Origin of the sequence: Pseudomonas sp. 3MA1 (assembly GCF_029237275.1) — a bacterium.
Lineage (GTDB): Bacteria > Pseudomonadota > Gammaproteobacteria > Pseudomonadales > Pseudomonadaceae > Aquipseudomonas > Aquipseudomonas fluorescens_AP.
Map to the genome: position 1 here is coordinate 58,102 of NZ_JAACFX010000001.1, position 22,237 is coordinate 80,338.

Genomic DNA, 22,237 nt, shown 5'->3' on the forward strand with positions numbered 1-22,237 from the left:
CCGTAGAGCCTGAGGGCGGGGTGTGCGCTGGGCCCCCGGTGGTGGTGGCCATGGGGGGCGACAGGTCGCCCCAGCGGGAGCAAGCTCCCTCGCCACGATCAGCGGTTGGCTCCTCAGGCCTGGATCAGGGGTATTTGCGCTTGTCCGGCGCCGGTGGGAAGTACTGGTACAGCCAGGTTTCGCTCAGGGTGCGATCGTGGGTGCGGATGAACAGCCGCAGTTCCACCGGATCGACGCTGTCGTTGGTTGGGTACCAGTCGAAGAGGATGCGGTAGCCCTTGATCTCGTCCAGTACCAGGATGCTGAAGTCCTTGACCTCGCCGTTGGAAGCGGTGACCACCGGCTCGATGCCGGTGCCGGCGGGCAGGCGGTCGAGGCCGCCGCCGGTGAAGTCCACGGCAAAGCGTCGGGCCCAGACTGGCGGGTAATGCTCGCCCGGGGCCCAGCCCTCGACGAAGCCGCCCATGCCGGAGCGGGTGGCATGCACTCGCGCCAACGGCGTGCCCACCGGCGGCAGGGCGCTCCAGTAGAGCTTGTAGCCGTAGTTCAGCGAGTCGCCGGCGGCCACGGGTTGTTTCGGGGTCCAGAAGGCCACGATGTTGTCCATGGTTTCGCCGGTGGTGGGGATTTCCAGCAGGTCGATGCTGCCTTCGCCCCAGGCGGTGGTGGGCTCGACCCACAGGCTCGGGCGGCGGCTGTACCAGTCCACGGTGTCCTGGTAGCTGGCGAATTCATGGTCGGTCTGCACCAGGCCGAAGCCTTTCGGGTTGGTGTCGGCGAAGGCGTTGAATTGCAGGGTCGCCGGGTTGTTCAGCGGGCGGCAGATCCACTCGCCATTGCCGCGCCACATGGCCAGGCGGTCGGAGTCGTGGATCTGTGGGTGGATGGTGTCGCACATGCGCCGTTCATGGGTGCCGCAGCTGAACATGCTGGTCATCGGTGCGATACCCAGTTGTTCGATGGCGGTGCGGGCGTTGATGTGGGCGTCGATCTCCATCACCACGCGCTCGGCCTGGCAGTCGATGTCGAAGCGGTAGGCACCGGTGGCGCTCGGCGAATCCAGCAGGGCGTAGACCACGAAACGGGTGCTGTCCTTGTCCGGGGTCTCGAACCAGAACTGGGTGAAGTCGGGGAATTCCTCGCGGCGCTTGGCGTAGGTGTCGATGGCCAGGCCCCGGGCCGAGAGGCCGTACTGGCCGGTGGCGTCCACCGCCCGGAAGTAGCTGGCGCCGAGGAAGGACACCACGTCGTGCTTGTCCAGCTCCGGGGCCTTGAACAGCTTGAACCCGGCAAAGCCCAGGTCGCCCTTGAGCTGGGCAGTGTCGACGCGGGTGTTCTGGTAGTTGAACAGCGACGGGCGGAAGTGCACCTCCCGGGCCAGGCGGGTCTTGGGGTCGACGCTGTGCATGCGCACCGGTTGCTTGAAGCCCATACCGACGTGGAAGAACTGCACGTTCAGCTGGCCATTCAGGTCATTCCACAGCGAGTGCTGGCTGTCGTACTGGATGGCGTTGAAGTGCTGCGGCGTCATCTGCGCCAGGGTCGGTGGCAGCACCTGCTTGGTGTCCAGGTATTGCTTGGCGGCCAATTGCTTGGCCTGGGCCTTGAGGCGCTCGAAATCGAAGGCCTGGGCCTCGCCATCAGCGGCGCCGGCCCAGGCTCGGGCGGCCAGCAGCCCGCTGGCCGAGAGGCCGGTGTAGGCCGCCAGGGCCATGGAAGCTTTGAGGAGGTGCCTGCGGTGCATAGATGAACCTTGTGGGGGGCTGGGATCGTCAGCCGCTCCTGGCTGACTGGGGGGATCGCAAGGTGAGGTCCGGCCATGCCATTGGCCAGACGCAGCGGACGATAAATAGAGGGTCGGTAGAATAAACGGTTCGCCCCGGGCAGAAAAATGCTTAGCTTGTGTCCATTGGTAACCACTTGAATCGCCTCAGGAACCGGCCTCATGTTGCACCTGCGTGCCCTTACCGCAAACGATATTCCGCAGCTCAAATGGATCGACCGCGCCGAAGTCATCAACGGCTTCTACCGGGTGCAGGCTGGCCGTCTGATCGGCTATGCCCAGCACGAGGTGGTGACGGGGTGGCCGGAGGGCGAGGCCGAGCATGACGCGCTGATCTTGCAGCAGTGTTACCAGCGTGGCGGCTGGTTGCATGGGGTCTTCGACGGTGAGGTCTTGGTGGCGGCAGCGGTGGTCGATTGCCTGGCGATCGAGTGCGCCGGGCTGGATTTGCGGCAGTTGAAATTCCTCCATGTGAGCCAGGCTTATCGCGGCCTCGGCCTGGGCCGCCAGCTGTTCGCCCTGGCCCGGGAGCAGGCCCTGGCCATGGGCGCCCAGGGCCTGTACGTGTCGGCCACGCCGTCGCGGCACACCGTGGATTTTTATACTGGCCTGGGCTGTGAGCTGCTGGCCGTCCCGGACCCGGAGCTGCTGCGCATCGAGCCCGAGGATATCCACCTCTGTCTGCGGCTGGTTTAAGCCGGCGCGCGCTTGCGCCAGTGCGGCCAGGCACCGAGGGTCACCGCGCGCAGCAGCCACTCGCAAGGGCCGTACTGATGAGTGCGCAGCCACAGGGCGCTGAGTTGCATCTGCAACAGGTAGATGGCGATCACCAGCAGGGGAATCCACAGCGGCGACAGGTGGTTGATCAGCCCCAGTCCATAGCCGGTGAACAGCAGGCAGAGGATCAGCGATTGCAGCAGGTAGTTGCTCAATGACATGCGTCCCAGTGGCGCCAGGCATTGGCACAGGCGCTGGCCCAGAGGCGAGTCGAAGGCCCGGAGCAGCAGCATGGCGTAGCTGGCCGAGAGCAGCGGTGCGCTGATCTGGCTGATGCCGTAGCCGATGACTTCCAGCCCGCCACCGGGTGCGTAGGCGCTGCAGTAACCGTAGAGCAGGGCGCCCCCCAGGCCGATGGGCAGGGTCAGGGCCAGCAGCCGGGGCACCCGCGTGGCAAAGCGCTCGGGCGCCACCAGCAGGCCTTTGCGTCCGGCCACATAACCCAGGAGGAACATCGCCAGGGTGCTGGGCCCTTGCAGCAGCCACAGGGCCGAGGCGGTTTCCAGCAAATGCGCCGCGTTGTAGCTGAGGGTGTCCAGCGCATCGGCGCCCAGGGCCCGCTCCTTGAGCAGCGGCTGGCCGTCGGCGGCCCCGGTAGAGAGGCCGGCGTTCAGCAGCTCGATGCCGAACAGCAGAATCAGCAGCGCCGTGGTGCCGATCAACAGGATCGCCAGGATGGCCGCGACCCGCGCCGTCAGCCCGCGCAAGGCCAGCAGCACCAGGCCCAGCAAGGCGTACAGGGTGAGGATCTCGCCATAGAACAACAGCGCACCATGCACCAGGCCGATGGCCAGCAAGGCCAGCTGCCGGCGCAGCATGCGCGGCACGAAAGGTTCGCCCGCCCGCTCGGCGGAAGCCATCTGCAGGGTGAAGCTGTAGCCGAACAGGAAGGAGAACAGCAGGTAGAACTTGGCCTCGAACAGCACCGACACCAGCCAGCGGATCAGGTGGTCGAGGTCGCTGGCGTAGGCCGGGTTGCTGACCGGCGAGGCGTAGTAGGGATCGGCGAACGACCAGATGTTCACCGCCAGGATGCCCAGTAGCGCGAAGCCGCGCAGGGCGTCCACCTGCTGCAGGCGCGCCACCTGGCGCGGCAATGGCGCGTTCATTTTCGGGACCCGGTCAACAGGGCGTGTTGCAGGGGGACGAGGGGCATGGGCTGGCCTGTCGGTTAAAGGAGTGAAGGCTCAATTAACGCGATCAGGCGGCGAGGGGGCAATCAAACTCTTGTGAAAAAAAGTCAATGGGCCTGCGCCGCCCTGTCCGCCCCAGGGCTGGCACGCCGCTCCGGGTTCAGCTCTGCGCCGGCAGGCACTGGGCTCCGGCGGCGGGCGTTTCGCCTTTTTTGGTCCACCAGGTCAGGGGCCGGAGGCTGTTCAGGTCGCCGCGCTTGATCGCTTCCCGATAGCAGGCCAGGGCCCGGGGGGCATCGGTGGTGCCCCACTTGCCCTCGGCGTAGCCGCTGCCCAGGTAGTAGTAGGCGTCGGCCGAGTCCAGTTCCCGGGCGGTGCGCAGCACCAGCTCTTCGGACTTGCGTGGTTGCTGGCATTCATTGACCGAGCCATCGCCGAGCGGATCGCAGTAGTACATCGACAGCATCAACGCCGCCTCGGCATCGGTCGCCGTGTAAGGCAGCAGCAGTTCTTCCGGCTCCCCGGGCTTGAGCTCCGGCGCCATGCCCGAGTAACCCAGGCTCACTGCCTGCACGGCCGCCTTGGCCGAGCCATGGCGGGCGGCGTCCAGCAGAAGCTGCTGGCCCAGCTCGAAGAAGTACTTGGTCAACAGGTACTGCTCCCGACCTCCGTAGCCCAGGAACAGATCGGCCTTGCGCATCTGCCGCTGCAGGGCGGTTTCATTGGCCGGGGCGTCCTGGTTGAGCAGGCCGTCCATGGACCACTGCTCCACCCGCACCAGTTGCCAGCAGGCGCCCTGTTGAAAGACGAAGGCCTGGAGCACGTCGCCCTGCGGGTCATGCACCACCAGGGTCTGGCTCTCCCAGAAAGTTTGCAGTCCGGCCCGGGCCTGGGCCTGTGGATCGAGTAGGGTCAGCAGGTGCCGAGTATCGCCCGTCAGCTTGTGCCGGGTGGTGATCTCGCGTCCGTATTCGTCACGGCCCGGGCGCTGTTCGATCAGCGGCGAATCGGTGAACGCCTGCTGCAGCTGCGGGCTGCTGGCAAAGGCCTGGAGGAAGGTCGGCAGGTCGCTGGACGGGCAGGCGGGGGCAGCAGCCTGGGCCACTTGAGCGGCAGCACCGAGCAACAGGGCGGCGCACAGTGGGCGCAACAGATGACGAAGGGCGGGCATCGGCGAACTCGTAGAGGTGGAAGACGGAGCGGCGGTCATGGGGTGTCCGGGGCCGGCGCGGGCACGAAGCGGCGGCACAGCCACTGCGCCAGAGCGATCGCCAGCAGCGGTGGCACGCTCATCAGCAGGCAATAGACGTAGCCGCGGATCGGATGGTCGGGAAACATCGCCCAAGCGGTGAACAGCACCAGAGCGCCGACCAGGCCCAGCTTGGCCTTCAGGTTGGGCACCAGGGCCACCAGCACGCTGACGATGATCAGCAGATAAAACAGTAGATCCACCATCACCCCCAGGCCAAAGCCCTTGGCCAGGGCGCCGAAGTGGCTGCGATACAGCGGTACGCCCCAGACATGCGCCAGATAGAACAGCGGCGCCGGCAGCGCCAGCGGCACCAGGCTGGTGCAAATGCGCAGCAGGTGATAGCGGCTTGAGGCGTCCAGGCTCATGGACGGCACTTGCGGGCGGTGGCGGGGCGGGGCATGGGCGCATCCTTGCTGCCTGAAGGCGTTCGGCGATTGCGGTCGCGGGTAGCGGGGTTTTCAGGCGGCGGATAGTGCCGCAACTGGGGGCGCTTATCCAGTCTGGCAGCGCAGGACCGATCTGCAGGCGCTGGTCAGCCAGCGCCTGCCGGTGGCGAGGGGCGGTCAGTGCTTGAACATGACGTGACGCACTGTGGTGTAGTCCTCCAGGCCATACAGGGACATGTCCTTGCCGTAGCCGGAGAGTTTCTGGCCGCCGTGGGGCATTTCGCTGACCAGCATGAAGTGAGTGTTGACCCAGGTGCAGCCGTATTGCAGGCGTGCCGACAAGCGATGGGCGCGGCCGACGTCGGCGGTCCACACCGAGGAGGCCAGGCCGTAGTCCGAGTCGTTGGCCCACCCCAGGACCTGGGCTTCATCCTCGAAGCGGGTCACCGACACCACCGGGCCGAAGACTTCGCGGCGGACGATTTCGTCGTCCTGCCGGGCGTCGGCCAGCACCGTGGGTTCGAAGAAGTAGCCGTCTCCCGGCACCGCCTTGCCCCCGGTGACCAGGCGTATGTGCGGCTGGGCGAGGGCGCGCTCGACAAAGCCGGCCACGCGCTCGCGATGCGCGGCAGTGATCAGTGGCCCCAGCTCGGTCGCCGGGTCGTCCTGCAGGCCGTGGCGGATGCTGCCGACGGCGGCGCCGAGCTGCTCGACGAAGCGTTCGTAGACCCCGTCCTGCACGTAGATCCGGCAAGCGGCGGTGCAGTCCTGGCCGGCGTTGTAGAAGCCGAAGGCGCGGATGCCTTCCACCGCGGCGTCGATATCGGCGTCGTCGAAGATGATCACCGGGGCCTTGCCCCCCAGTTCCATGTGCATGCGTTTGACGCTGTCGGCGGTGCTGGAAATGATGTTCGCGCCGGTGGCGATCGAACCGGTGAGCGACACCATGCGGACCTTGGGATGGCTCACCAGCGGCTGGCCGACGCTCGGGCCACGGCCGAACACCAGGTTGAGCACGCCGGCCGGGAAAATCTCGCTGGCCAACTGGGCCAGGCGCAGGGCGGTCAGCGGGGTCTGCTCCGAGGGCTTGAGCACCACGGTGTTGCCGGCGGCCAGGGCCGGGGCGATCTTCCAGGCGACCATCATCAGCGGGTAGTTCCAGGGGGCGATGGAGGCGATCACCCCCACCGGGTCGCGGCGGATCATCGAGGTGTGCCCGGGCAGGTATTCCCCCGCCGCCGAGCCGCCCAGGCAGCGGCTGGCGCCGGCGAAGAAGCGGAACACGTCGGCGATCGCCGGGATTTCGTCATTCAGGGCCGCGCTCAGGGGCTTGCCGCAGTTGTCCGATTCCAGCCTGGCCAGCTCGGCGCCGTGGGCCTCGATGGTGTCGGCGAGCTTGAGCAACAGCAGCGAGCGGTCCTTGGGCGGGGTCTGCGACCAGCCGGCGAAGGCGCTGTCGGCGGCCTGCACCGCAGCATCCACCTGGGCCTGGCTGGCCTCGTTGATCTCAACCAGCACGCGGCCCAGGGCCGGGTTGTACACCGGCTGGGCCGGCCCCTCGCCGGCCACCAGTTGGCCGTTGATCAGCAATTTGGTCTGCATGTTCATCTCCTTTCTTGGCGCTTGGGGTAGGGACGCGGATCATTTGCCGCCGCTGCCGGCCACGCTCTCGCCGCCACGGGTCAGGTAGTAGGCGCCGAGGATCGGCAGCATGGTCACCAGCATCACCAGCATGGCTACCACGTTGGTCACCGGCACGTCCCGGGGCCGGCTCAACTGGTTGAGCAGCCACAGCGGCAGGGTGCGTTCATGGCCGGCGGTGAAGGTGGTGACGATGATTTCATCGAACGACAGGGCGAACGCCAGCATGCCCCCGGCCAGCAAGGCCGAACCGAGGTTGGGCAGGATGATGTAGCGGAAGGTCTGCCAGCCGTCGGCGCCCAGGTCCATGGAGGCTTCGATCAGGCTGTGGGAGGTGCGCCGCAGCCGGGCGATCACGTTGTTGTGGACGATCACCACGCAGAAGGTGGCGTGGCCGACGACGATGGTGAACAGGCCCGGCTCGATGCCCAGGGTCTTGAAGGTCGCCAGCAGGGCGATGCCGGTGATGATGCCCGGCAGGGCGATGGGCAGGATCAGCATCAGCGAGATGCCCTGCTTGCCGAAGAACTCGCGGCGGTACAGGGCCGCCGACGCCAGGGTGCCGAGGACCAGGGCGATCAGGGTGGCGATGGCGGCGATCTGCAGCGACAGCTGGATGGCGTCCAGCACGTCGGGGCGGCTGAAGGCCACGCTGAACCACTTCAGGGTCAGGCCCCGGGGTGGAAAGCTGAAGGCCGCGTCTTCGGTGTTGAAGGCGTAGAGGAAGATGATCAGGATCGGGAAGTGCAGGAACACCAGCCCGCCCCAGGCCGCCAGGCGCAGGCCCAGGGATGCTTGTTCAGAGTGCATCGAAGGCCCCCAGGCGTTTGACGATGGACAGGTAGATGGCGATCAGCACGATGGGCACCAGGGTGAAGGCGGCGGCCATCGGCAGGTTGCCGATGGCGCCTTGCTGGGCGTAGACCATGCTGCCGACGAAGTAGCCCGGCGGGCCCACCAGTTGCGGCACGATGAAGTCCCCCAGGGTCAGGGAGAAGGTGAAGATCGAGCCGGCGGCGATGCCCGGCACCGCCAGCGGCAGGATCACCAGCATGAAGGTCTGGCGCGGCGTCGCCCCGAGGTCCGCCGAGGCCTGCAGCAGCGAGGGCGGCAGGCGCTCCAGGGACGCCTGGATCGGCAGGATCATGAACGGCAGCCAGATGTAGACGAACACCAGGAAGCGCCCCAGGTGCGAGGTCGACAGGGTGCTGCCGCCGACCCCGGGAACGCCCAGCAGCCATTGCAGCGGCGCCTCCAGCCCCAGGTGCTGGATGAACCACTGGGCCACGCCGCCCTTGGCCAGCAGCAGGGTCCAGGCATAGGCCTTGACGATGTAGCTGGCCCACATCGGCAGCATCACCGCGATGTAGAAGAACGCCTTGGTCTTGCCGCTGGTGTAACGGGCCATGTAGTAGGCGATGGGAAAGGCGACGATGGCGCTGGCGATGGACACCGCCACGGCCATGCCCAGGGTGCGCAGGATGATGTCGGCGTTCGACGGCTGCAGCAGCGCGGCGAAGTTGCCCAGGGTCAGCTCCGGGGTGACCGCCATGGTGAAGTCGTCGAAGGTGTAGAAACCCTGCCACAGCAGGGTCAGCAGGGAGCCGAGGTAGATCGCGCCGAACCAGATCAGCGGCGGCACCAGCAGCAGCGTCAGGTACAGGTTGGGGCGCCGGTACAGCAGGTTGGACAAGCGCCGCAGGGGCGAGTCGCCGCTGCCTTGGACGAGGGCCTGGGTGCTCATTTCAGACCTCGTCCGTCACGCTGTCGGTCAGCGGGATCATCGCCTCCCGGGCCCAGCGGGCGCTGATGCGTTGTCCGGTGCAGTGGCTGCTGCCGGTGTCCTGCCACTGGTTGTTGGCCTGGCTGATGTTCAGGGTCTGGCCGTTGTCCAGTTTCACTTCGAAGCGGGTGGCGCTGCCCTGGTACTGGATATCGTGGAGCAGGCCGCTGATTTCGATCTCCGAGGCCGCCAGCGGACCTTGGGCGAAACGCACGTGTTCCGGGCGGATGGAAAAGGGCTGCGGGCTGCCGCTGAGCTGTTGCGCCAGCTCGCCGCGAATCACGTTGGAGGTGCCGACGAACTCGGCGACGAAGGAGGTGGCGGGTTTCATGTACAGGTTGCGCGGGCTGTCCACCTGTTCGATGCGGCCCTTGTTGAATACCGCCACCCGGTCGGACATCGACAGGGCCTCGGTCTGATCGTGGGTGACGAAGATGAAGGTGATGCCCAGCTGGCGTTGGAGCTTCTTCAGTTCGCCCTGCATCTGCTCCCGCAGTTTCAGGTCCAGGGCCCCCAGGGGTTCGTCCAGCAGCAATACCCGTGGCCGGTTGACCAGGGCCCGGGCCAGGGCCACCCGCTGGCGCTGGCCACCGGACAGTTGCGCCGGCTTGCGCTCGCCATAGCCGCCCAGGGCCACCATCTCCAGGGCCGCCTCGGCGCGCTCCAGGCGTTCGTGGCGGGCCACGCCCTTGACCTTCAGGCCGTAGGCGACGTTGTCCCGCACGTTCATGTGGGGGAACAGCGCGTAGTCCTGGAACACCGTGTTGACGTCCCGTTGATAGGGCGGCAAGCCCGCGGCCTCGGCGCCGTGGATGCGGATCGAACCGGCGCTGGGCTGCTCGAAGCCGGCAATCAGCCGCAGGCAGGTGGTCTTGCCCGAACCGGACGGGCCGAGCATGGAGAAGAATTCACCGTCGTGGATATCGATGGACACCCGGTCGACGGCCTTGACCTCGCCGAACTGCCGGGAAACCTGGGTGAACTGGACTGCAAGGGTCATGGTGCACTGCTCCGAGAAGGCGCGGCCTGTCGCAGGCGCTGCCTGGGTCTTGCTCGATGGGTGGGGGCACCGGCAAGCCGGCTCCTGGGGATGGGTTCAGGAGCCGGTTTGCTGGCGCAGGCGCTTAACGACCGCCCATGATCGCGATGTAGTCCTGGGTCCAGCGGCTGTAGGGCACGAACTTGCCGCCCTCGGCCTGCGGGGTTTTCCAGAAGGCGATCTTGTCGAACTGGTCGAAACCGTTGGTCTTGCAACCCTCGGCCCCCAGCAGCTCGCTCTCTTTGCAGGCCGCTGGCACCGCCGGCAGCGAGCCGAACCAGGCAGCGACATCGCCCTGGACCTTGGGCTTGAGCGACCAGTCCATCCATTTGTAGGCGCAGTTGGGGTGCTTGGCCTCGGCGTGCAGCATGGTGGTGTCGGCCCAGCCGGTGGCGCCTTCCTTGGGAATGGTCGAGGCAATCGGCTGTTTCTCGTTGACCAGGCCATTGACCTGATAGGGCCAGGCGCTGGAGGCCACCACGCCCTCGTTCTTGAAGTCGCTCATCTGCACCGTGGTGTCGTGCCAGTAGCGGTGGATCAGCGGTTGCTGGGCGCGCAGCAGATCGAGCACCGCCTGGTACTGGGCCTCGGTCAGTTCATAGGGGCTCTGGATCCCCAGTTCCGGCCGTGCGCTCTTCAGGTACAGCGCCGCGTCGGCGATGTAGATCGGGCCGTCATAGGCCTGCACGCGGCCTTTGTTGGGCTTGCCGTCCGGCAGGTTCTGCGCCTTGAACACCACGTCCCAGCTGGTGGGTGCCTGCTTGAACACCTGGGTTTTGTACATCAGCACGTTGGGGCCCCATTGGTAGGGCGTGCCGTAGGTCTTTTGCTCGACCACGTACCAGGGGCCGTCCTTGAGGCGCGGGTCGAGGTTCTTCCAGTTGCCGATCAGCGCGGTGTTGATCGGTTGCACGCGCTTGCCGGCGATCAATCGCAGGGAGGCGTCGCCGGAAGCGGTCACCAGGTCGTAGCCGCCCTTGGCCATGAGGCTGACCATCTCGTCGGAGGTGGCGGCGGTCTTGACGTTGACCTTGCAGCCGGTTTCCTGCTCGAAGCCGGTGACCCAGTCGTAACTCTTGTCGCTCTCGCCCCGTTCGATGTACCCCGGCCAGGCGACGATATCCAGTTGGCCTTCGCCGGGACCCACGGCCTTGAGCGGTTCGGCGGCCTGCAGGCTGGCGCTGGCCAGCAGGGCGGTGGTGAGAGCACTGAGGATTGCGGTCTTGTGCGCGGACATGGGGATTGCCTCTGCTTTTATTAGGATTGGGGCAGTGGTTGACGATGGGGTGCTGCGGCCGCGGACGGCTTGTTATTAGCGTAGTGGTGTTATTTCAGCTCGTTGCCGTGGCGCGCCATGATGTGGCGCACCACGCTGTAGTCCTGCAGTGAATCGCTGGACAGGTCCTTGCCGTAGCCGGAGCGCTTGAGGCCGCCGTGGGGCATTTCACTGGCCAGCATGAAATGGCTGTTGATCCAGGTGCAGCCGTATTGCAGGCGCGCCGCCACTTGCATGGCCTTGTCCAGGTTTTGCGTCCAGACCGAGGAGGCCAGGCCGTATTCCGAGTCGTTGGCCCAGTCCACCGCCTGCTCCAGTTGTTCGAAGCGGGTAACGGTGACCACCGGGCCGAACACCTCGCGCTGGACGATCTCGTCGTTCTGCCGGCAGCCGGCCAGCAGGGTCGGCTGGTAGTAGAAGCCGGCGCCGGAGTGCACCGCCGCGCCGGTGATGCGTTCGATGTGGGGCTGGCTCAGGGCGCGCTCGACGAAGCTGGCCACCCGATCGCGCTGGCGGGTGCTGATCAGCGGACCGATTTCGTTGTCGGCGTCGCGCTTGCTGGCAAAGCGCAGGCTGCCGACGGCGCTGCCCAGCTCGGCCACCAGGCGCTCGTGGATACCGGCCTGGGCGTAGACCCGGCAAGCGGCGGTGCAGTCCTGGCCGGCGTTGTAGTAGCCGTAGCTGCGCACGCCCTCGACCACGGCCTCCAGGTCGGCATCGTCGCAGACGATCACCGGTGCCTTGCCCCCCAGTTCCAGGTGGGTGCGCTTGAGGGTTTTGGCCGCGGCCTGGAGGATTTTCTGGCCGGTGACTATGTCGCCGGTGAGGGACACCATGCGCACTTTCGGATGGCTGACCAGATGGCTGCCGACCCCTTCGCCGCCACCGCAGACGATGTTGATCACGCCCCGGGGCAGCAACTGCGCCAGGCTCGGGGCCAGGGCCAGGATCGACAGCGGGGTGTGTTCCGAGGGCTTGAACACCAGGGTGTTGCCCGCCGCCAGGGCCGGGGCGATCTTCCAGGCGGCCATCATGATCGGGTAGTTCCAGGGCGCGATCGAGGCCACCACGCCCAGGGGGTCGCGGCGCACCATGCTGGTGTAGCCCGGCAGGTACTCACCGCTCAACTGGCCGTTCTGGCAGCGCACCGCGCCGGCGAAGAAACGGAACACATCGATGCTGGCGCCGAGGTCGTCCTGGCGCGCCAGGTGCAGCGGTTTGCCGCAGTTCAGGGCTTCCAGGCGGGCCAGGTAGTCGGCCTGTTTTTCCAGGCTGTCGGCAATCGCCAGGAGCAGGTTCGCGCGTTGCTGCGGGGTGGTCCGCGACCAGCTGGAGAACGCCCGGTGGGCGGCGAGGATCGCGCTTTCCACCTGTTCGCTGCTGGCTTCGGCGATCTGCGTCAGCACCTCGCCGGTGGCCGGGTTGAGAATCGGCTCGACCCGGCCCTGGCCGCTTACCAGTTCGCCATCGATCAGCAACGCCGTGCACAGCGGAGTCTGTGGGCCAGCCATTTTGCGGGTTCTCTTTTCTGCTAGGGCCATGGGGCTCCCCTGGGGTGAGGGCCCGGCCTGCTCTTGTCGGGAATGCCCAGAGACTAGTGGCGGGGCCTGAGGTCGACAAATTCTTAATACTCAAGGGGGCGTTCGATTAAATAGATGGCTTGCGCCCGCCCGGAGGCTGCTCCCGGGCCACGGTGAGGAAGGGGTCCACCAGGGCCGGGCGCGCGGTGCCCCGGCGCCAGGCCAGGCCGACATCCAGGGTCTGGTTGAGATCGGCCAGGGGCCGGGCCTCGATGATGTCGCCCTCCAGGGACCAGGGACGGTAGGTCATGTCCGGCTGGATCGACAGGCCGAGCCCGGCGGCCACCAGGCTGCGCACCGCTTCGGTGGAGGCGGTGCGCAGGCTGATCCGTGGCTGCAGCCCGGCCAGGCTCCACAGGCGCTGGGCGTTGCGTTCCATTTCGTCGACGTTGAGCTGGATCAGCGGCTCCCGGGCCACGTCCGCCAGGTTGATGCTGTCGTGTTCCAGCAAGGGGTGCTGGGGCGGCAGCCAGAGGCGGTGCGGCGAGTGGGTCAGGACTTCGGTCTGCAGGGCGTGGCGGTCTTCGAGGTTGGACAGGATCAGCACCCCGACGTCGATTTCGCCGCTGACCAGCAGGTGCTCGATATAGGGGCGTTCGTCCTCCATGACGCGGATGTCGACATTGGGGTAGGCGCGCTGGAAACGGGTCAGCAGGTCGGCCAGGTAATAGCCGGCCACCAGGCTGGTCACCCCCACGGTCAACTGCCCGGCCACCGGGTCGCTGTTCTGTTGCAGGCTGCGCTTGGCGTTGTCCACCGTGGCCAGGATCAGGTGCGCCTGACGCAGGAACTGATGCCCCTGGTGGGTCAGGGTCATGCCCTTGGCATGGCGGTTGAAGAGGGTGACGCCGATTTCCTGCTCCAGTTGCTGGATGGCCAGGGTCAGGGTCGACTGGGAAATGAACACCGCCTGGGCGGCGGCGGAGATCGAGCCGGTTTCGGCCACGGCGATAAAGTGACGGATCTGGCGCAAGGTCATCATGGCGGGGCTACCGGGCGGCTTTTTAGAAGTATTGGGCGCTGTATTGGTAAAACCGATGCCTTGTTTAGCACCTTTCCCTGATCCGGCGAAAGCAACATTCAGAAGCACTATCGTCCCCTGGCCCCCGGCACTTCTCTCTAGGCTTGCGGCCTTACGTGTCGACATGACACTGACTGTGCGGAGGCGGCAGATGAACACCCGTGGATTGCTCGATCAATTGCTCAGGTCCGGCCAGGAACTGTTGCAGAACCAGACCGGCAGCGCCTCAGGCGAGCGCGGCAAGGCCCAGCAGGGCGGCCTTGGCGGTTTGCTCGGGGGCAAGTCCGGCGGTCTTGGCGCATTGCTCGGCGGCGCTGGCGGCGGGGCCCTGGCCGCCGGGGCCATGGGCTTGCTGCTGGGCAACAAGAAGGCCCGCAAGTTCGGCGGCAAGGCCCTGACCTATGGTGGCCTCGCGGCCCTCGGCGTGCTGGCCTACAAGGCCTATGGCAACTGGCAGGCGCAACAGGGCGCGGCCCCGGGCCATGAGCCGCGGACCCTCGACCGGTTGCCGGCGCAGCAGGTCGAGCAGCACAGCCAGGCGATCCTCAAGGCCCTGGTGGCGGCGGCCAAGGCCGACGGCCATGTCGACGAGCGCGAGCGGGCGCTGATCGAGGAACAGCTGCGCAAGCTCGACAACGACCCGCAACTGCAGCAGTGGCTGCACAGCGAGTTGCACAAGCCGCTGGACCCGGCGGACGTGGCCCGCGCCGCCAGCACCCCGGAGATGGCCGCCGAGATGTACCTGGCCAGCGTGATGCTGGTGGATGAAGAGCACTTCATGGAGAAGGCCTACCTGGATGAGCTGGCGCGCCAGCTGCAACTGCCAGCGGGGCTCAAGGCCGAACTGGAAAACCAGGTGCGCCAGAGCGCTGGCTGACGTTCGCGGTCGCTCCCTTGGCCATGGATGGCGGTTCTGCCCGGGGGATTTGCCGATATGCCTTGCGGGTCGAGAAAGGCCCGCTAAACCGCGAGCCAGAGCGGGCGCGCAAATTTGCCCAAAGTGCTGCCTGTGTCGTTAAACCACCCGTAAAACCGCTATCGTCCTCGGCTATACTCCCTCCATTTTCGAATGGCCCCGAGGACTGACTGTGAAGAACTGGACGTTGCGCCAACGCATTTTGGCGAGCTTTGCGGTGATTATCGCCATCATGCTGCTGATGGTCGTCGTCTCGTACTCGCGCCTGTTGAAGATCGAAGCCGGTGAAAACAGCATGCGTGACGATGCGATCCCCGGGGTCTATTTCAGTTCGATGATCCGCAGCGCCTGGGTCGACACCTACCTGCAGACTCAGGAGATCATCGGCCTCAAGCAGAATCAGGACATCAGTTCCGAAGACAAGGCCGACTTCAAGGCATTTGAAGAGCGCCTGCAGGCGCAGATGAACAACTACAAGCAGACCATCAACAGTCGCGAGGATCAGACCGAGTTCGATGCCTTCGAGAAAGACCATCAGGATTTCAATCGCATCCAGGCCGCGGTGCTCGATCTGCATTCCAAGCGTCAGGAAGCCGAGGCGATTCGCCTGTTCAACGAGCAACTGACGCCGGCCTGGGTGGCCGGACGGATGAAGCTCAATGACATCATCCGCGAGAACAAGGCCGTGGCCGATGCCGCCAGCGACGCCATCGACGAGGCGGTGGCGACGGCCAAGGTCAGCATGGGCGTGTCGTTGCTGGTGGCCATTCTTGCCGCCGGTCTGTGTGGCCTGCTGCTGATGCGGGCGATCATGGCGCCGATGAACCGCATCGTGAGCATTCTGGATGTGATGCGCACCGGCGACTTGAGCGGCCGCCTGAACCTGGACCGCAAGGACGAGTTCGGCGCCGTGGAAACCGGCTTCAACGACATGATGACCGAGCTCACCGCCCTGGTGTCCCAGGCCCAGCGTTCGTCGGTGCAGGTGACCACCTCGGTGACCGAAATTGCCGCCACGTCCAAGCAGCAACAGGCCACCGCCACCGAGACGGCGGCCACTACCACGGAAATCGGCGCCACTTCGCGGGAGATCGCTGCGACCTCCCGGGATCTGGTGCGCACCATGACCGAAGTGTCCAGTGCCGCCGACCAGGCCTCGGTGCTCGCCGGGTCGGGCCAGCAGGGCCTGGCGCGGATGGAAGACACCATGCACTCGGTGATGGGCGCCGCGGACCTGGTGAACGCCAAGCTGGCGATCCTCAACGAGAAGGCCGGCAACATCAATCAGGTGGTGGTGACCATCGTCAAGGTGGCCGACCAGACCAACCTGTTGTCGCTCAACGCCGCCATCGAGGCGGAAAAGGCCGGGGAATACGGCCGCGGCTTCGCCGTGGTGGCCACCGAGGTGCGACGCCTGGCGGACCAGACCGCCGTCGCCACCTACGACATTGAACAGATGGTCCGCGAGATCCAGTCGGCGGTGTCGGCGGGGGTCATGGGCATGGACAAGTTCTCCGAGGAGGTGCGTCGCGGCATGGCCGAAGTGCAGCAGGTGGGCGAGCAACTGTCGCAGATCATCCATCAGGTCCAGGCCCTGGCGCCGCGGGTGCTGATGGTCAACGAAGGCATGCAGGCCCAGGCCACCGGTGCCGAGCAGATCAACCACGCCCTGGTGCAATTGGGCGATGCCAGCAGCCAGACCGTCGAGTCCCTGCGCCAGGCCAGCTTTGCCATCGATGAGCTGAGCCAGGTGGCGGTAGGCCTGCGCAGCGGCGTTTCGCGTTTCAAAGTCTGATGGACGAACTGGCGCACAAGCGCAGTGGCGCTGCCGGGGCGAAAACCGCTCTGTTCCTGATGTTTCGCATCGGTCAGGAGCGCTATGCCTTGCAGGCCGTGGATGTGGTGGAGGTGCTGCCGCGCCTGCAGCTCAAGCCCATTGCCCGGGCGCCGTCCTGGGTCGCTGGGGTGTTTGCCTACCGCGGCGTGGTGGTGCCGGTGATTGATCTGTGCGAGCTGACCTTCGGCCGTCCGGCGCAGTTGCGCACCAGTACCCGGCTGGTGCTGGTGCACTACCGCAGCGATGCCCAGCGGCCGCCACGGGTGCTGGGGCTGTTGCTGGAGCAGGCCAATGACACCCTGCGCTGCGATCCGCGGGAATTTCAGCCTTACGGCCTGGACAACCGCCAGGCCCCTTATCTGGGGCCGGTGCGGGAGGATGCACAGGGGCTGCTGCAATGGGTGCGGGTCGACGACTTGCTGGCGGCCGAGGTGCGCGAGCTGCTGTTTCCCGAGGAGCCTCTGGACCCGGCGTCGCTTGAGGAGTCTCGATGAGTGACGAGCAACGGTTTTTCGATTTTCTCAAGGAGCGCATCGGCCTGGATGTGGCGTCGGTCGGCCCGGCGATCATCGAGCGCGCGGTGCGCCAGCGCTGCAATGCGCTGTACGCCCACAGCAGCGACGAATACTGGCAGAAACTGCAGGGCTCCCGGGAAGAGCAGCAGGCCCTGATCGAGGCGGTGATCGTTCCGGAAACCTGGTTTTTCCGCTACCCGGAATCCTTCGCCACCCTGGTCAAGCTGGCCAAGGCCCGTCTGGGACAGATCAACGGCATGCGCGCCCTGCGCCTGCTGAGCCTGCCGTGCTCCACCGGCGAAGAACCCTATTCGATCGCCATGGCCCTGCTCGACGGCGGCCTGGCACCCCATCAATTCAAGGTCGACGGCCTGGATGTGAGTCCGCTGTCGGTGGAGCGGGCCCGGGCCGCCCGCTATGGCAAGAACTCCTTTCGCGGCCAGCACACCGAGTTTCGTGAGCGGCACTTTCATGTCGAGGGCGATCGGTATTGCCTCAGCGAGCGGGTGCGCGAGCAGGTGCGGCTGCAGGTGGGCAATGTCCTGGACCCCGGATTGCTGGCCGCCGAGCCGCCTTTCGACTTTGTCTTCTGCCGCAACCTGCTGATCTATTTCGACCAGCCGACCCAGCGCCAGGTGTTCGAGGTGCTCAAGCGCCTGACCCATGAAGAGGGCGTACTGTTCATCGGCCCCGCCGAGGGCAGTCTGCTGGGGCGCCTGGGCATGCGTTCGATCGGCATTCCCCAGTCCTTTGCCTTCAGCCGGCAGCAGGAACCGGAGCCGGCGCCGCTGCCGGTGAGCTTGCCCAAGCCCCCGCCCTTGCCGCTGCGAGCGCCGCATCCGCCAGCCCCGGCGCCGCGGCCACGGCCCTTTGCCAGCCGCACGGCCCCGGCCCCCGCTCCAGCGCTGGACAACCCGCCGCCCAGCGATGCGGCGAGCCTGCTGGCCAGCATTGCCACCCTGGCCAACGAGGGCAAGAGCGCCGAGGCCCGTGCCGCCTGTGAGCGCTACCTGCAGCAGCATGAGCCGGTGGCCCAGGTGTTCTACTGGCTGGGCCTGCTCAGCGACGTGGCCGGCAATGCCATGGAGGCCCAGGGCTTTTACCGCAAGGCCTTGTACCTGGCGCCCCAGCACCCCGAGGCCCTGGCGCACCTGGCGGCGCTGCTGGCGTCCCAGGGCGATGTGGCCGGCGCCCAACGATTGCAGGCGCGGGCGGTGCGCAGCACCCGCGCTGCCGACAGTGAGTTGAAACGATGAGCCATTCCCTCTCATTGGACCTGACCCGTGAAGATGCCCAGGCCATCGACGATTGCTGGAACCGCATCGGCATCCACGGCGACAAGTCCTGCCCGTTGCTGGCCGAGCACATTCATTGCCGCAACTGTTCGGTGTACTCCGCCGCCGCCACGCGCCTGCTGGATCGCTATTCGTTGCGCCAGGAGGACCGCGAGCAATCGGTGGCCCTTTCACCCGACAGCGATGTGGTCACCCGCTCGCTGCTGATCCTGCGTCTGGGCGAGGAGTGGCTGGGGCTGGCCACTCGCTGCCTGCTGGAAGTGGCGCCGCTGCAGGCGATCCATTCCTTGCCTCACCAGCGTTCGCGGGCGCTGCTGGGGGTGGCCAACGTGCGCGGGGCGCTGGTGGCCTGCCTGTCGTTGAGCGAGCTGCTGGGGCTCGATGGCGCGCCAGCCGGCGCCGCCCCTTCGGCACGGGTCATGCCGCGGATGCTGATCATTGGCGCCGAGGGCGGCCCGGTGGTGGTGCCGGTGGATGAGGTGGACGGTATCCATGCCATCGACGAGCGCATTCTTGCGGGCGCGGCGCTGTCCGGCGAGCAGGCCAACGCCAAGTACACCCGTGGCGTGTTGCAATGGCGGGGCCGCAGCCTGCGCTTGCTGGATGAAGAGCAGTTGCTCTTGGCCGTGACCCGGAGCCTGACATGACCCCCGATCAAATGCGCGATGCCTCGTTGCTGGAGCTGTTCAGCCTGGAAGCCGAGGCCCAGACCCAGGTGCTCAGTGCCGGACTGCTGGCGCTGGAACGCAATCCGACCCAGGCCGACCAGCTGGAAGCCTGCATGCGCGCGGCCCACTCCCTCAAGGGCGCGGCGCGGATTGTCGGGGTCGATGCCGGGGTCAGCGTCGCCCACGTGATGGAGGACTGCCTGGTCAGCGCCCAGGAGGGGCGACTGTACCTGCAGCCTGAGCACATCGATGCGCTGTTGCAGGGCACCGACCTGCTGATGCGGATTGCCACGCCCGGAGGCGCCGAACAGGCCGCCCCGGACGTGCTTGCCTACGTGGCGCTGATGGAGCGCCTGCTGAGCCATGGCCCGGCGCTGCCGGACGCGCCCTTGCCCGCGGTGCCGGAGCCCGCGCCGCCCACGCCGCTGGACGCCATGCCGGAGGCCTTCAGCGAGCCCGAATCCCAGGTGTTGTCGAATGAGCCGGCGCTGGAATCGAATCTGAACCCGGCGCGTCCGGGCAGGCGCATGACCGAGGGCGGCGAGCGGGTGCTGCGGGTCACCGCCGAGCGTCTCAACAGCCTGCTGGACCTGTCGAGCAAGTCCCTGGTGGAAACCCAGCGGCTCAAGCCCTATCTGGCGACCCTGCAGCGTCTGCGGCGGATTCAGAGCAACAGCCTCACCGCCCTGGAAAACCTCAACCTGCACCTCAAGGAACACAGCCTGAGCCTGGAGGCCCAGGAAGCCCTGGGGGATGCGCGGCGGCTGCTGGCCGAGTCGCAGCAACTGCTGGCGGAAAAGACCGCCGAGCTGGACGAGTTCGGCTGGCAGGCCAGCCAGCGGGCCCAGGTGCTGTATGACACGGCCCTGGCCTGTCGCATGCGGCCCTTTGCCGATGTGCTCAGCGGTCAGGCGCGCATGGTCCGTGACCTGGGACGCAGCCTGGGCAAGCAGGTGCGGCTGGAGATCGAGGGTGAGAAGACCCAGGTCGATCGCGACGTGCTGGAGAAACTCGAAGCGCCGCTGACCCATCTGCTGCGCAACGCCGTCGACCATGGCATCGAATTGCCCGAGCAGCGCTTGCTGGCGGGCAAGCCGGCAGAAGGGGTGATCCGCCTGCGGGCTTCGCACCAGGCCGGCCTGCTGGTGCTGGAGCTGGGCGACGACGGCAACGGCGTCGATCTTGAGCGCCTGCGCCAGAGCATTGTCGAGCGCCAGCTGTCACCGGCGCAGACCGCCGCCCAGCTCAGCGAGGAAGAGTTGCTGACGTTCCTGTTTCTCCCGGGCTTCAGCCTGCGGGACAAGGTCACCGAAGTGTCCGGGCGCGGCGTCGGCCTGGATGCGGTGCAGCACATGGTGCGGCAGTTGCGCGGGGCGGTGCTGCTGGAGCAGACCAGCGGCCAGGGCAGTCGCTTCCACCTGGAGGTGCCGCTGACCCTGTCGGTGGTGCGCAGTCTGGTGGTGGAAGTCGGCGACGAGGCCTATGCCTTTCCCCTGGCGCACATCGAGCGCATGTGCGATCTGCAGCCGGAGGAGATCGTCCAGGTCGAAGGGCGCCAGCATTTCTGGCACGAGGGGCAGCATGTCGGCCTGGTGGCGGCCAGTCAGCTGTTGCAGCGCCCGGCGACCCAGAGCAGCACGCCCACCCTCAAGGTGGTGGTGATCCGTGAGCGCGACGCGGTGTACGGCATCGCCGTGGAGCGCTTCATTGGCGAGCGCACCCTGGTGGTGCTGCCCCTGGACGACCGCTTGGGCAAGATTCAGGACATTTCCGCCGGAGCCCTGCTCGATGATGGCCGGGTGGCGCTGATCGTGGATGTCGAGGACATGCTGCGTTCGGTGGACAAGCTGCTCAATACCGGGCGCCTGGAGCGCATCGCGGGCAATCATCCGTTGCACGCACAGGCCGCGCGCAAGCGTATTCTGGTGGTCGACGACTCACTCACGGTGCGTGAGTTGCAACGCAAGCTGTTGATCAACCGCGGCTACGACGTGGCCGTGGCGGTGGATGGCATGGACGGCTGGAATGCCTTGCGTTCGGAAAGCTTCGACTTGCTGATCACCGATATCGACATGCCGCGAATGGACGGAATTGAATTGGTCACACTCTTGCGTCGCGACAATCGCCTGCAATCCCTGCCGGTGATGGTGGTGTCCTACAAGGATCGTGAGGAGGACCGGCGCCGTGGCCTGGACGCCGGCGCCGACTACTATCTTGCCAAGGCCAGCTTCCATGACGACGCGCTGCTGGATGCGGTGGTGGAACTGATTGGAGGCGCACGGGCATGAAGATCGCCATAGTCAACGACATGCCCATGGCGGTGGAGGCCCTGCGCCGGGCACTGGCCTTCGACCCCAGCCATGAAGTGGTGTGGGTCGCCACCAATGGCGCCGAAGCGGTGAAGTACTGCGCCGAGCTGACCCCGGACCTGATTCTCATGGACCTGATCATGCCGGTGATGGACGGCGTCGAGGCCACGCGGCGGATCATGGCCGAGTCGCCGTGCGCCATCGTGATCGTTACCGTCGACCGCCAGCAGAATGTCCACAGAGTGTTCGAGGCCATGGGCCACGGCGCGCTGGACGTGGTCGATACCCCGGCCCTGGGAGCCGGCAATGCCCAGGAGGCGGCGGCGCCGCTCTTGCGCAAGATCCTCAATATCGGCTGGCTGATCGGCCAGCGTGGCAGCCGGGTACGGTCGGCACCGGTGCCCTTGCGCAGCGGCGCTCCCCGCCAGGGCCTGGTGGCCATTGGCTCCTCCGCCGGAGGCCCGGCCGCCCTGGAGGTGTTGCTCAAAGCCTTGCCAAAGGACTTCCCCGCCGCCATCGTGCTGGTCCAGCATGTCGATCAGGTGTTTGCCGCGGGCATGGCCGAATGGCTCAGCAGCGCCTCCGGCCTGCGGGTGCGCCTGGCCCGGGAGGGCGAGCCGCCGCAAAGTGGCACGGTATTGCTGGCGGGCACCAACCATCACATCCGTTTGCTGAAGAACGGCACCCTGGCCTACACCGCCGAGCCGGTGAACGAGATCTACCGGCCCTCCATCGACGTGTTTTTCGAAAGCGTCGCCAGCTACTGGAATGGCGATGCGGTGGGGGTGCTGCTGACCGGCATGGGCCGTGACGGCGCCCAGGGCTTGAAACTGATGCGCGACCAGGGATTTTTGACCATCGCTCAGGACCAGAACAGTAGCGCGGTGTATGGCATGCCCAAGGCGGCGGCTGCCATCGGCGCCGCCACAGAGATTCGCCCACTGGACAAGATCGCTCCACGTTTGCTGGAGATATTTGCCAAATGACTGATAAACGCAGCTGTCCTGGCCAGGTAGCAACTCAGGT

Annotated in this window: 19 protein-coding genes; 8 read left to right on the forward strand and 11 right to left on the reverse strand. The window is 66.5% G+C overall.

Annotation, left to right across the window (positions count from 1 at the left end; translation table 11 throughout):
- Positions 1–124: 124 nt before the first annotated feature.
- Complete coding sequence (locus tag GWQ44_RS00240; protein WP_275926404.1) at positions 125–1,744, reverse strand: glucan biosynthesis protein D; 1,620 nt, start codon at positions 1,742–1,744, stop codon at positions 125–127.
- Between the two features lie 201 nt (positions 1,745–1,945).
- On the opposite strand from GWQ44_RS00240, the gene GWQ44_RS00245 reads away from it, so the two are divergent.
- Positions 1,946–2,479 carry a GNAT family N-acetyltransferase gene (locus tag GWQ44_RS00245; protein ID WP_275926405.1) on the forward strand — a complete coding sequence of 178 codons (534 nt, stop codon included), beginning with the start codon at positions 1,946–1,948 and terminating at the stop codon, positions 2,477–2,479.
- Here the strand turns inward: GWQ44_RS00245 and GWQ44_RS00250 are convergent.
- The 10 genes from GWQ44_RS00250 to GWQ44_RS00295 form a co-directional block, all read right to left on the reverse strand.
- Complete coding sequence (locus tag GWQ44_RS00250; protein ID WP_179597936.1) at positions 2,476–3,669, reverse strand: DUF418 domain-containing protein; 1,194 nt, start codon at positions 3,667–3,669, stop codon at positions 2,476–2,478. The genes GWQ44_RS00245 and GWQ44_RS00250 overlap by 4 nt on opposite strands.
- Positions 3,670–3,853: 184 nt before the next feature.
- Positions 3,854–4,864, reverse strand: coding sequence for a hypothetical protein (locus GWQ44_RS00255; RefSeq protein WP_275926406.1), 1,011 nt, complete (start codon positions 4,862–4,864; stop codon positions 3,854–3,856).
- Positions 4,865–4,899: 35 nt separating this feature from the next.
- Positions 4,900–5,310, reverse strand: a complete 411-nt coding sequence (locus tag GWQ44_RS00260; protein WP_275926407.1) for a hypothetical protein — start codon at positions 5,308–5,310, stop codon at positions 4,900–4,902.
- Positions 5,311–5,508: 198 nt separating this feature from the next.
- Positions 5,509–6,933 carry a gamma-aminobutyraldehyde dehydrogenase gene (locus tag GWQ44_RS00265; RefSeq protein ID WP_275926408.1) on the reverse strand — a complete coding sequence of 475 codons (1,425 nt, stop codon included), beginning with the start codon at positions 6,931–6,933 and terminating at the stop codon, positions 5,509–5,511.
- A 39-nt stretch (positions 6,934–6,972) separates the two neighbouring features.
- Positions 6,973–7,782: an ABC transporter permease gene (locus GWQ44_RS00270; RefSeq protein ID WP_047301992.1), complete on the reverse strand. Its 810-nt coding sequence runs from the start codon at positions 7,780–7,782 to the stop codon at positions 6,973–6,975.
- Positions 7,772–8,716, reverse strand: coding sequence for an ABC transporter permease (locus GWQ44_RS00275; RefSeq protein WP_016963988.1), 945 nt, complete (start codon positions 8,714–8,716; stop codon positions 7,772–7,774). Before GWQ44_RS00275 ends, GWQ44_RS00270 begins: the two co-directional genes overlap by 11 nt.
- A gap of 1 nt (position 8,717) precedes the next feature.
- A complete protein-coding gene (locus GWQ44_RS00280) occupies positions 8,718–9,755 on the reverse strand; it encodes an ABC transporter ATP-binding protein (RefSeq protein WP_016963989.1) in 1,038 nt (345 codons plus the stop codon).
- 124 nt (positions 9,756–9,879) lie between these two features.
- On the reverse strand, positions 9,880–11,031 hold the full coding sequence (ydcS, locus tag GWQ44_RS00285) for a putative ABC transporter substrate-binding protein YdcS (RefSeq protein ID WP_275926409.1): 1,152 nt from the start codon (positions 11,029–11,031) through the stop codon (positions 9,880–9,882).
- A gap of 89 nt (positions 11,032–11,120) precedes the next feature.
- A complete protein-coding gene (locus GWQ44_RS00290) occupies positions 11,121–12,611 on the reverse strand; it encodes a gamma-aminobutyraldehyde dehydrogenase (RefSeq protein WP_275926410.1) in 1,491 nt (496 codons plus the stop codon).
- 106 nt (positions 12,612–12,717) lie between these two features.
- Positions 12,718–13,632, reverse strand: a complete 915-nt coding sequence (locus tag GWQ44_RS00295; protein ID WP_016967741.1) for a LysR family transcriptional regulator — start codon at positions 13,630–13,632, stop codon at positions 12,718–12,720.
- A 190-nt stretch (positions 13,633–13,822) separates the two neighbouring features.
- Between GWQ44_RS00295 and GWQ44_RS00300 the strand changes: the two genes are divergently transcribed.
- The 7 genes from GWQ44_RS00300 to GWQ44_RS00330 all read left to right on the forward strand — a co-directional run bounded on the left by GWQ44_RS00300 (position 13,823) and on the right by GWQ44_RS00330 (position 22,197).
- On the forward strand, positions 13,823–14,548 hold the full coding sequence (locus tag GWQ44_RS00300; protein WP_275926411.1) for a tellurite resistance TerB family protein: 726 nt from the start codon (positions 13,823–13,825) through the stop codon (positions 14,546–14,548).
- Between the two features lie 211 nt (positions 14,549–14,759).
- Complete coding sequence (locus tag GWQ44_RS00305) at positions 14,760–16,382, forward strand: methyl-accepting chemotaxis protein (RefSeq protein ID WP_199010506.1); 1,623 nt, start codon at positions 14,760–14,762, stop codon at positions 16,380–16,382.
- Positions 16,382–16,918 carry a chemotaxis protein CheW gene (locus GWQ44_RS00310; RefSeq protein ID WP_275926412.1) on the forward strand — a complete coding sequence of 179 codons (537 nt, stop codon included), beginning with the start codon at positions 16,382–16,384 and terminating at the stop codon, positions 16,916–16,918. Before GWQ44_RS00305 ends, GWQ44_RS00310 begins: the two co-directional genes overlap by 1 nt.
- Positions 16,915–18,195, forward strand: coding sequence for a CheR family methyltransferase (locus tag GWQ44_RS00315; protein WP_275926413.1), 1,281 nt, complete (start codon positions 16,915–16,917; stop codon positions 18,193–18,195). The genes GWQ44_RS00310 and GWQ44_RS00315 overlap by 4 nt, the downstream gene beginning before the upstream one ends.
- Positions 18,192–18,881 (forward strand): chemotaxis protein CheW, encoded by a 690-nt coding sequence (locus GWQ44_RS00320; protein WP_047302009.1) that lies wholly within the window; start codon positions 18,192–18,194, stop codon positions 18,879–18,881. The genes GWQ44_RS00315 and GWQ44_RS00320 overlap by 4 nt, the downstream gene beginning before the upstream one ends.
- On the forward strand, positions 18,878–21,190 hold the full coding sequence (locus GWQ44_RS00325) for a hybrid sensor histidine kinase/response regulator (protein ID WP_275926414.1): 2,313 nt from the start codon (positions 18,878–18,880) through the stop codon (positions 21,188–21,190). Before GWQ44_RS00320 ends, GWQ44_RS00325 begins: the two co-directional genes overlap by 4 nt.
- Positions 21,187–22,197, forward strand: a complete 1,011-nt coding sequence (locus GWQ44_RS00330; protein WP_016967769.1) for a chemotaxis response regulator protein-glutamate methylesterase — start codon at positions 21,187–21,189, stop codon at positions 22,195–22,197. Before GWQ44_RS00325 ends, GWQ44_RS00330 begins: the two co-directional genes overlap by 4 nt.
- Positions 22,198–22,237 lie beyond the last annotated feature (40 nt).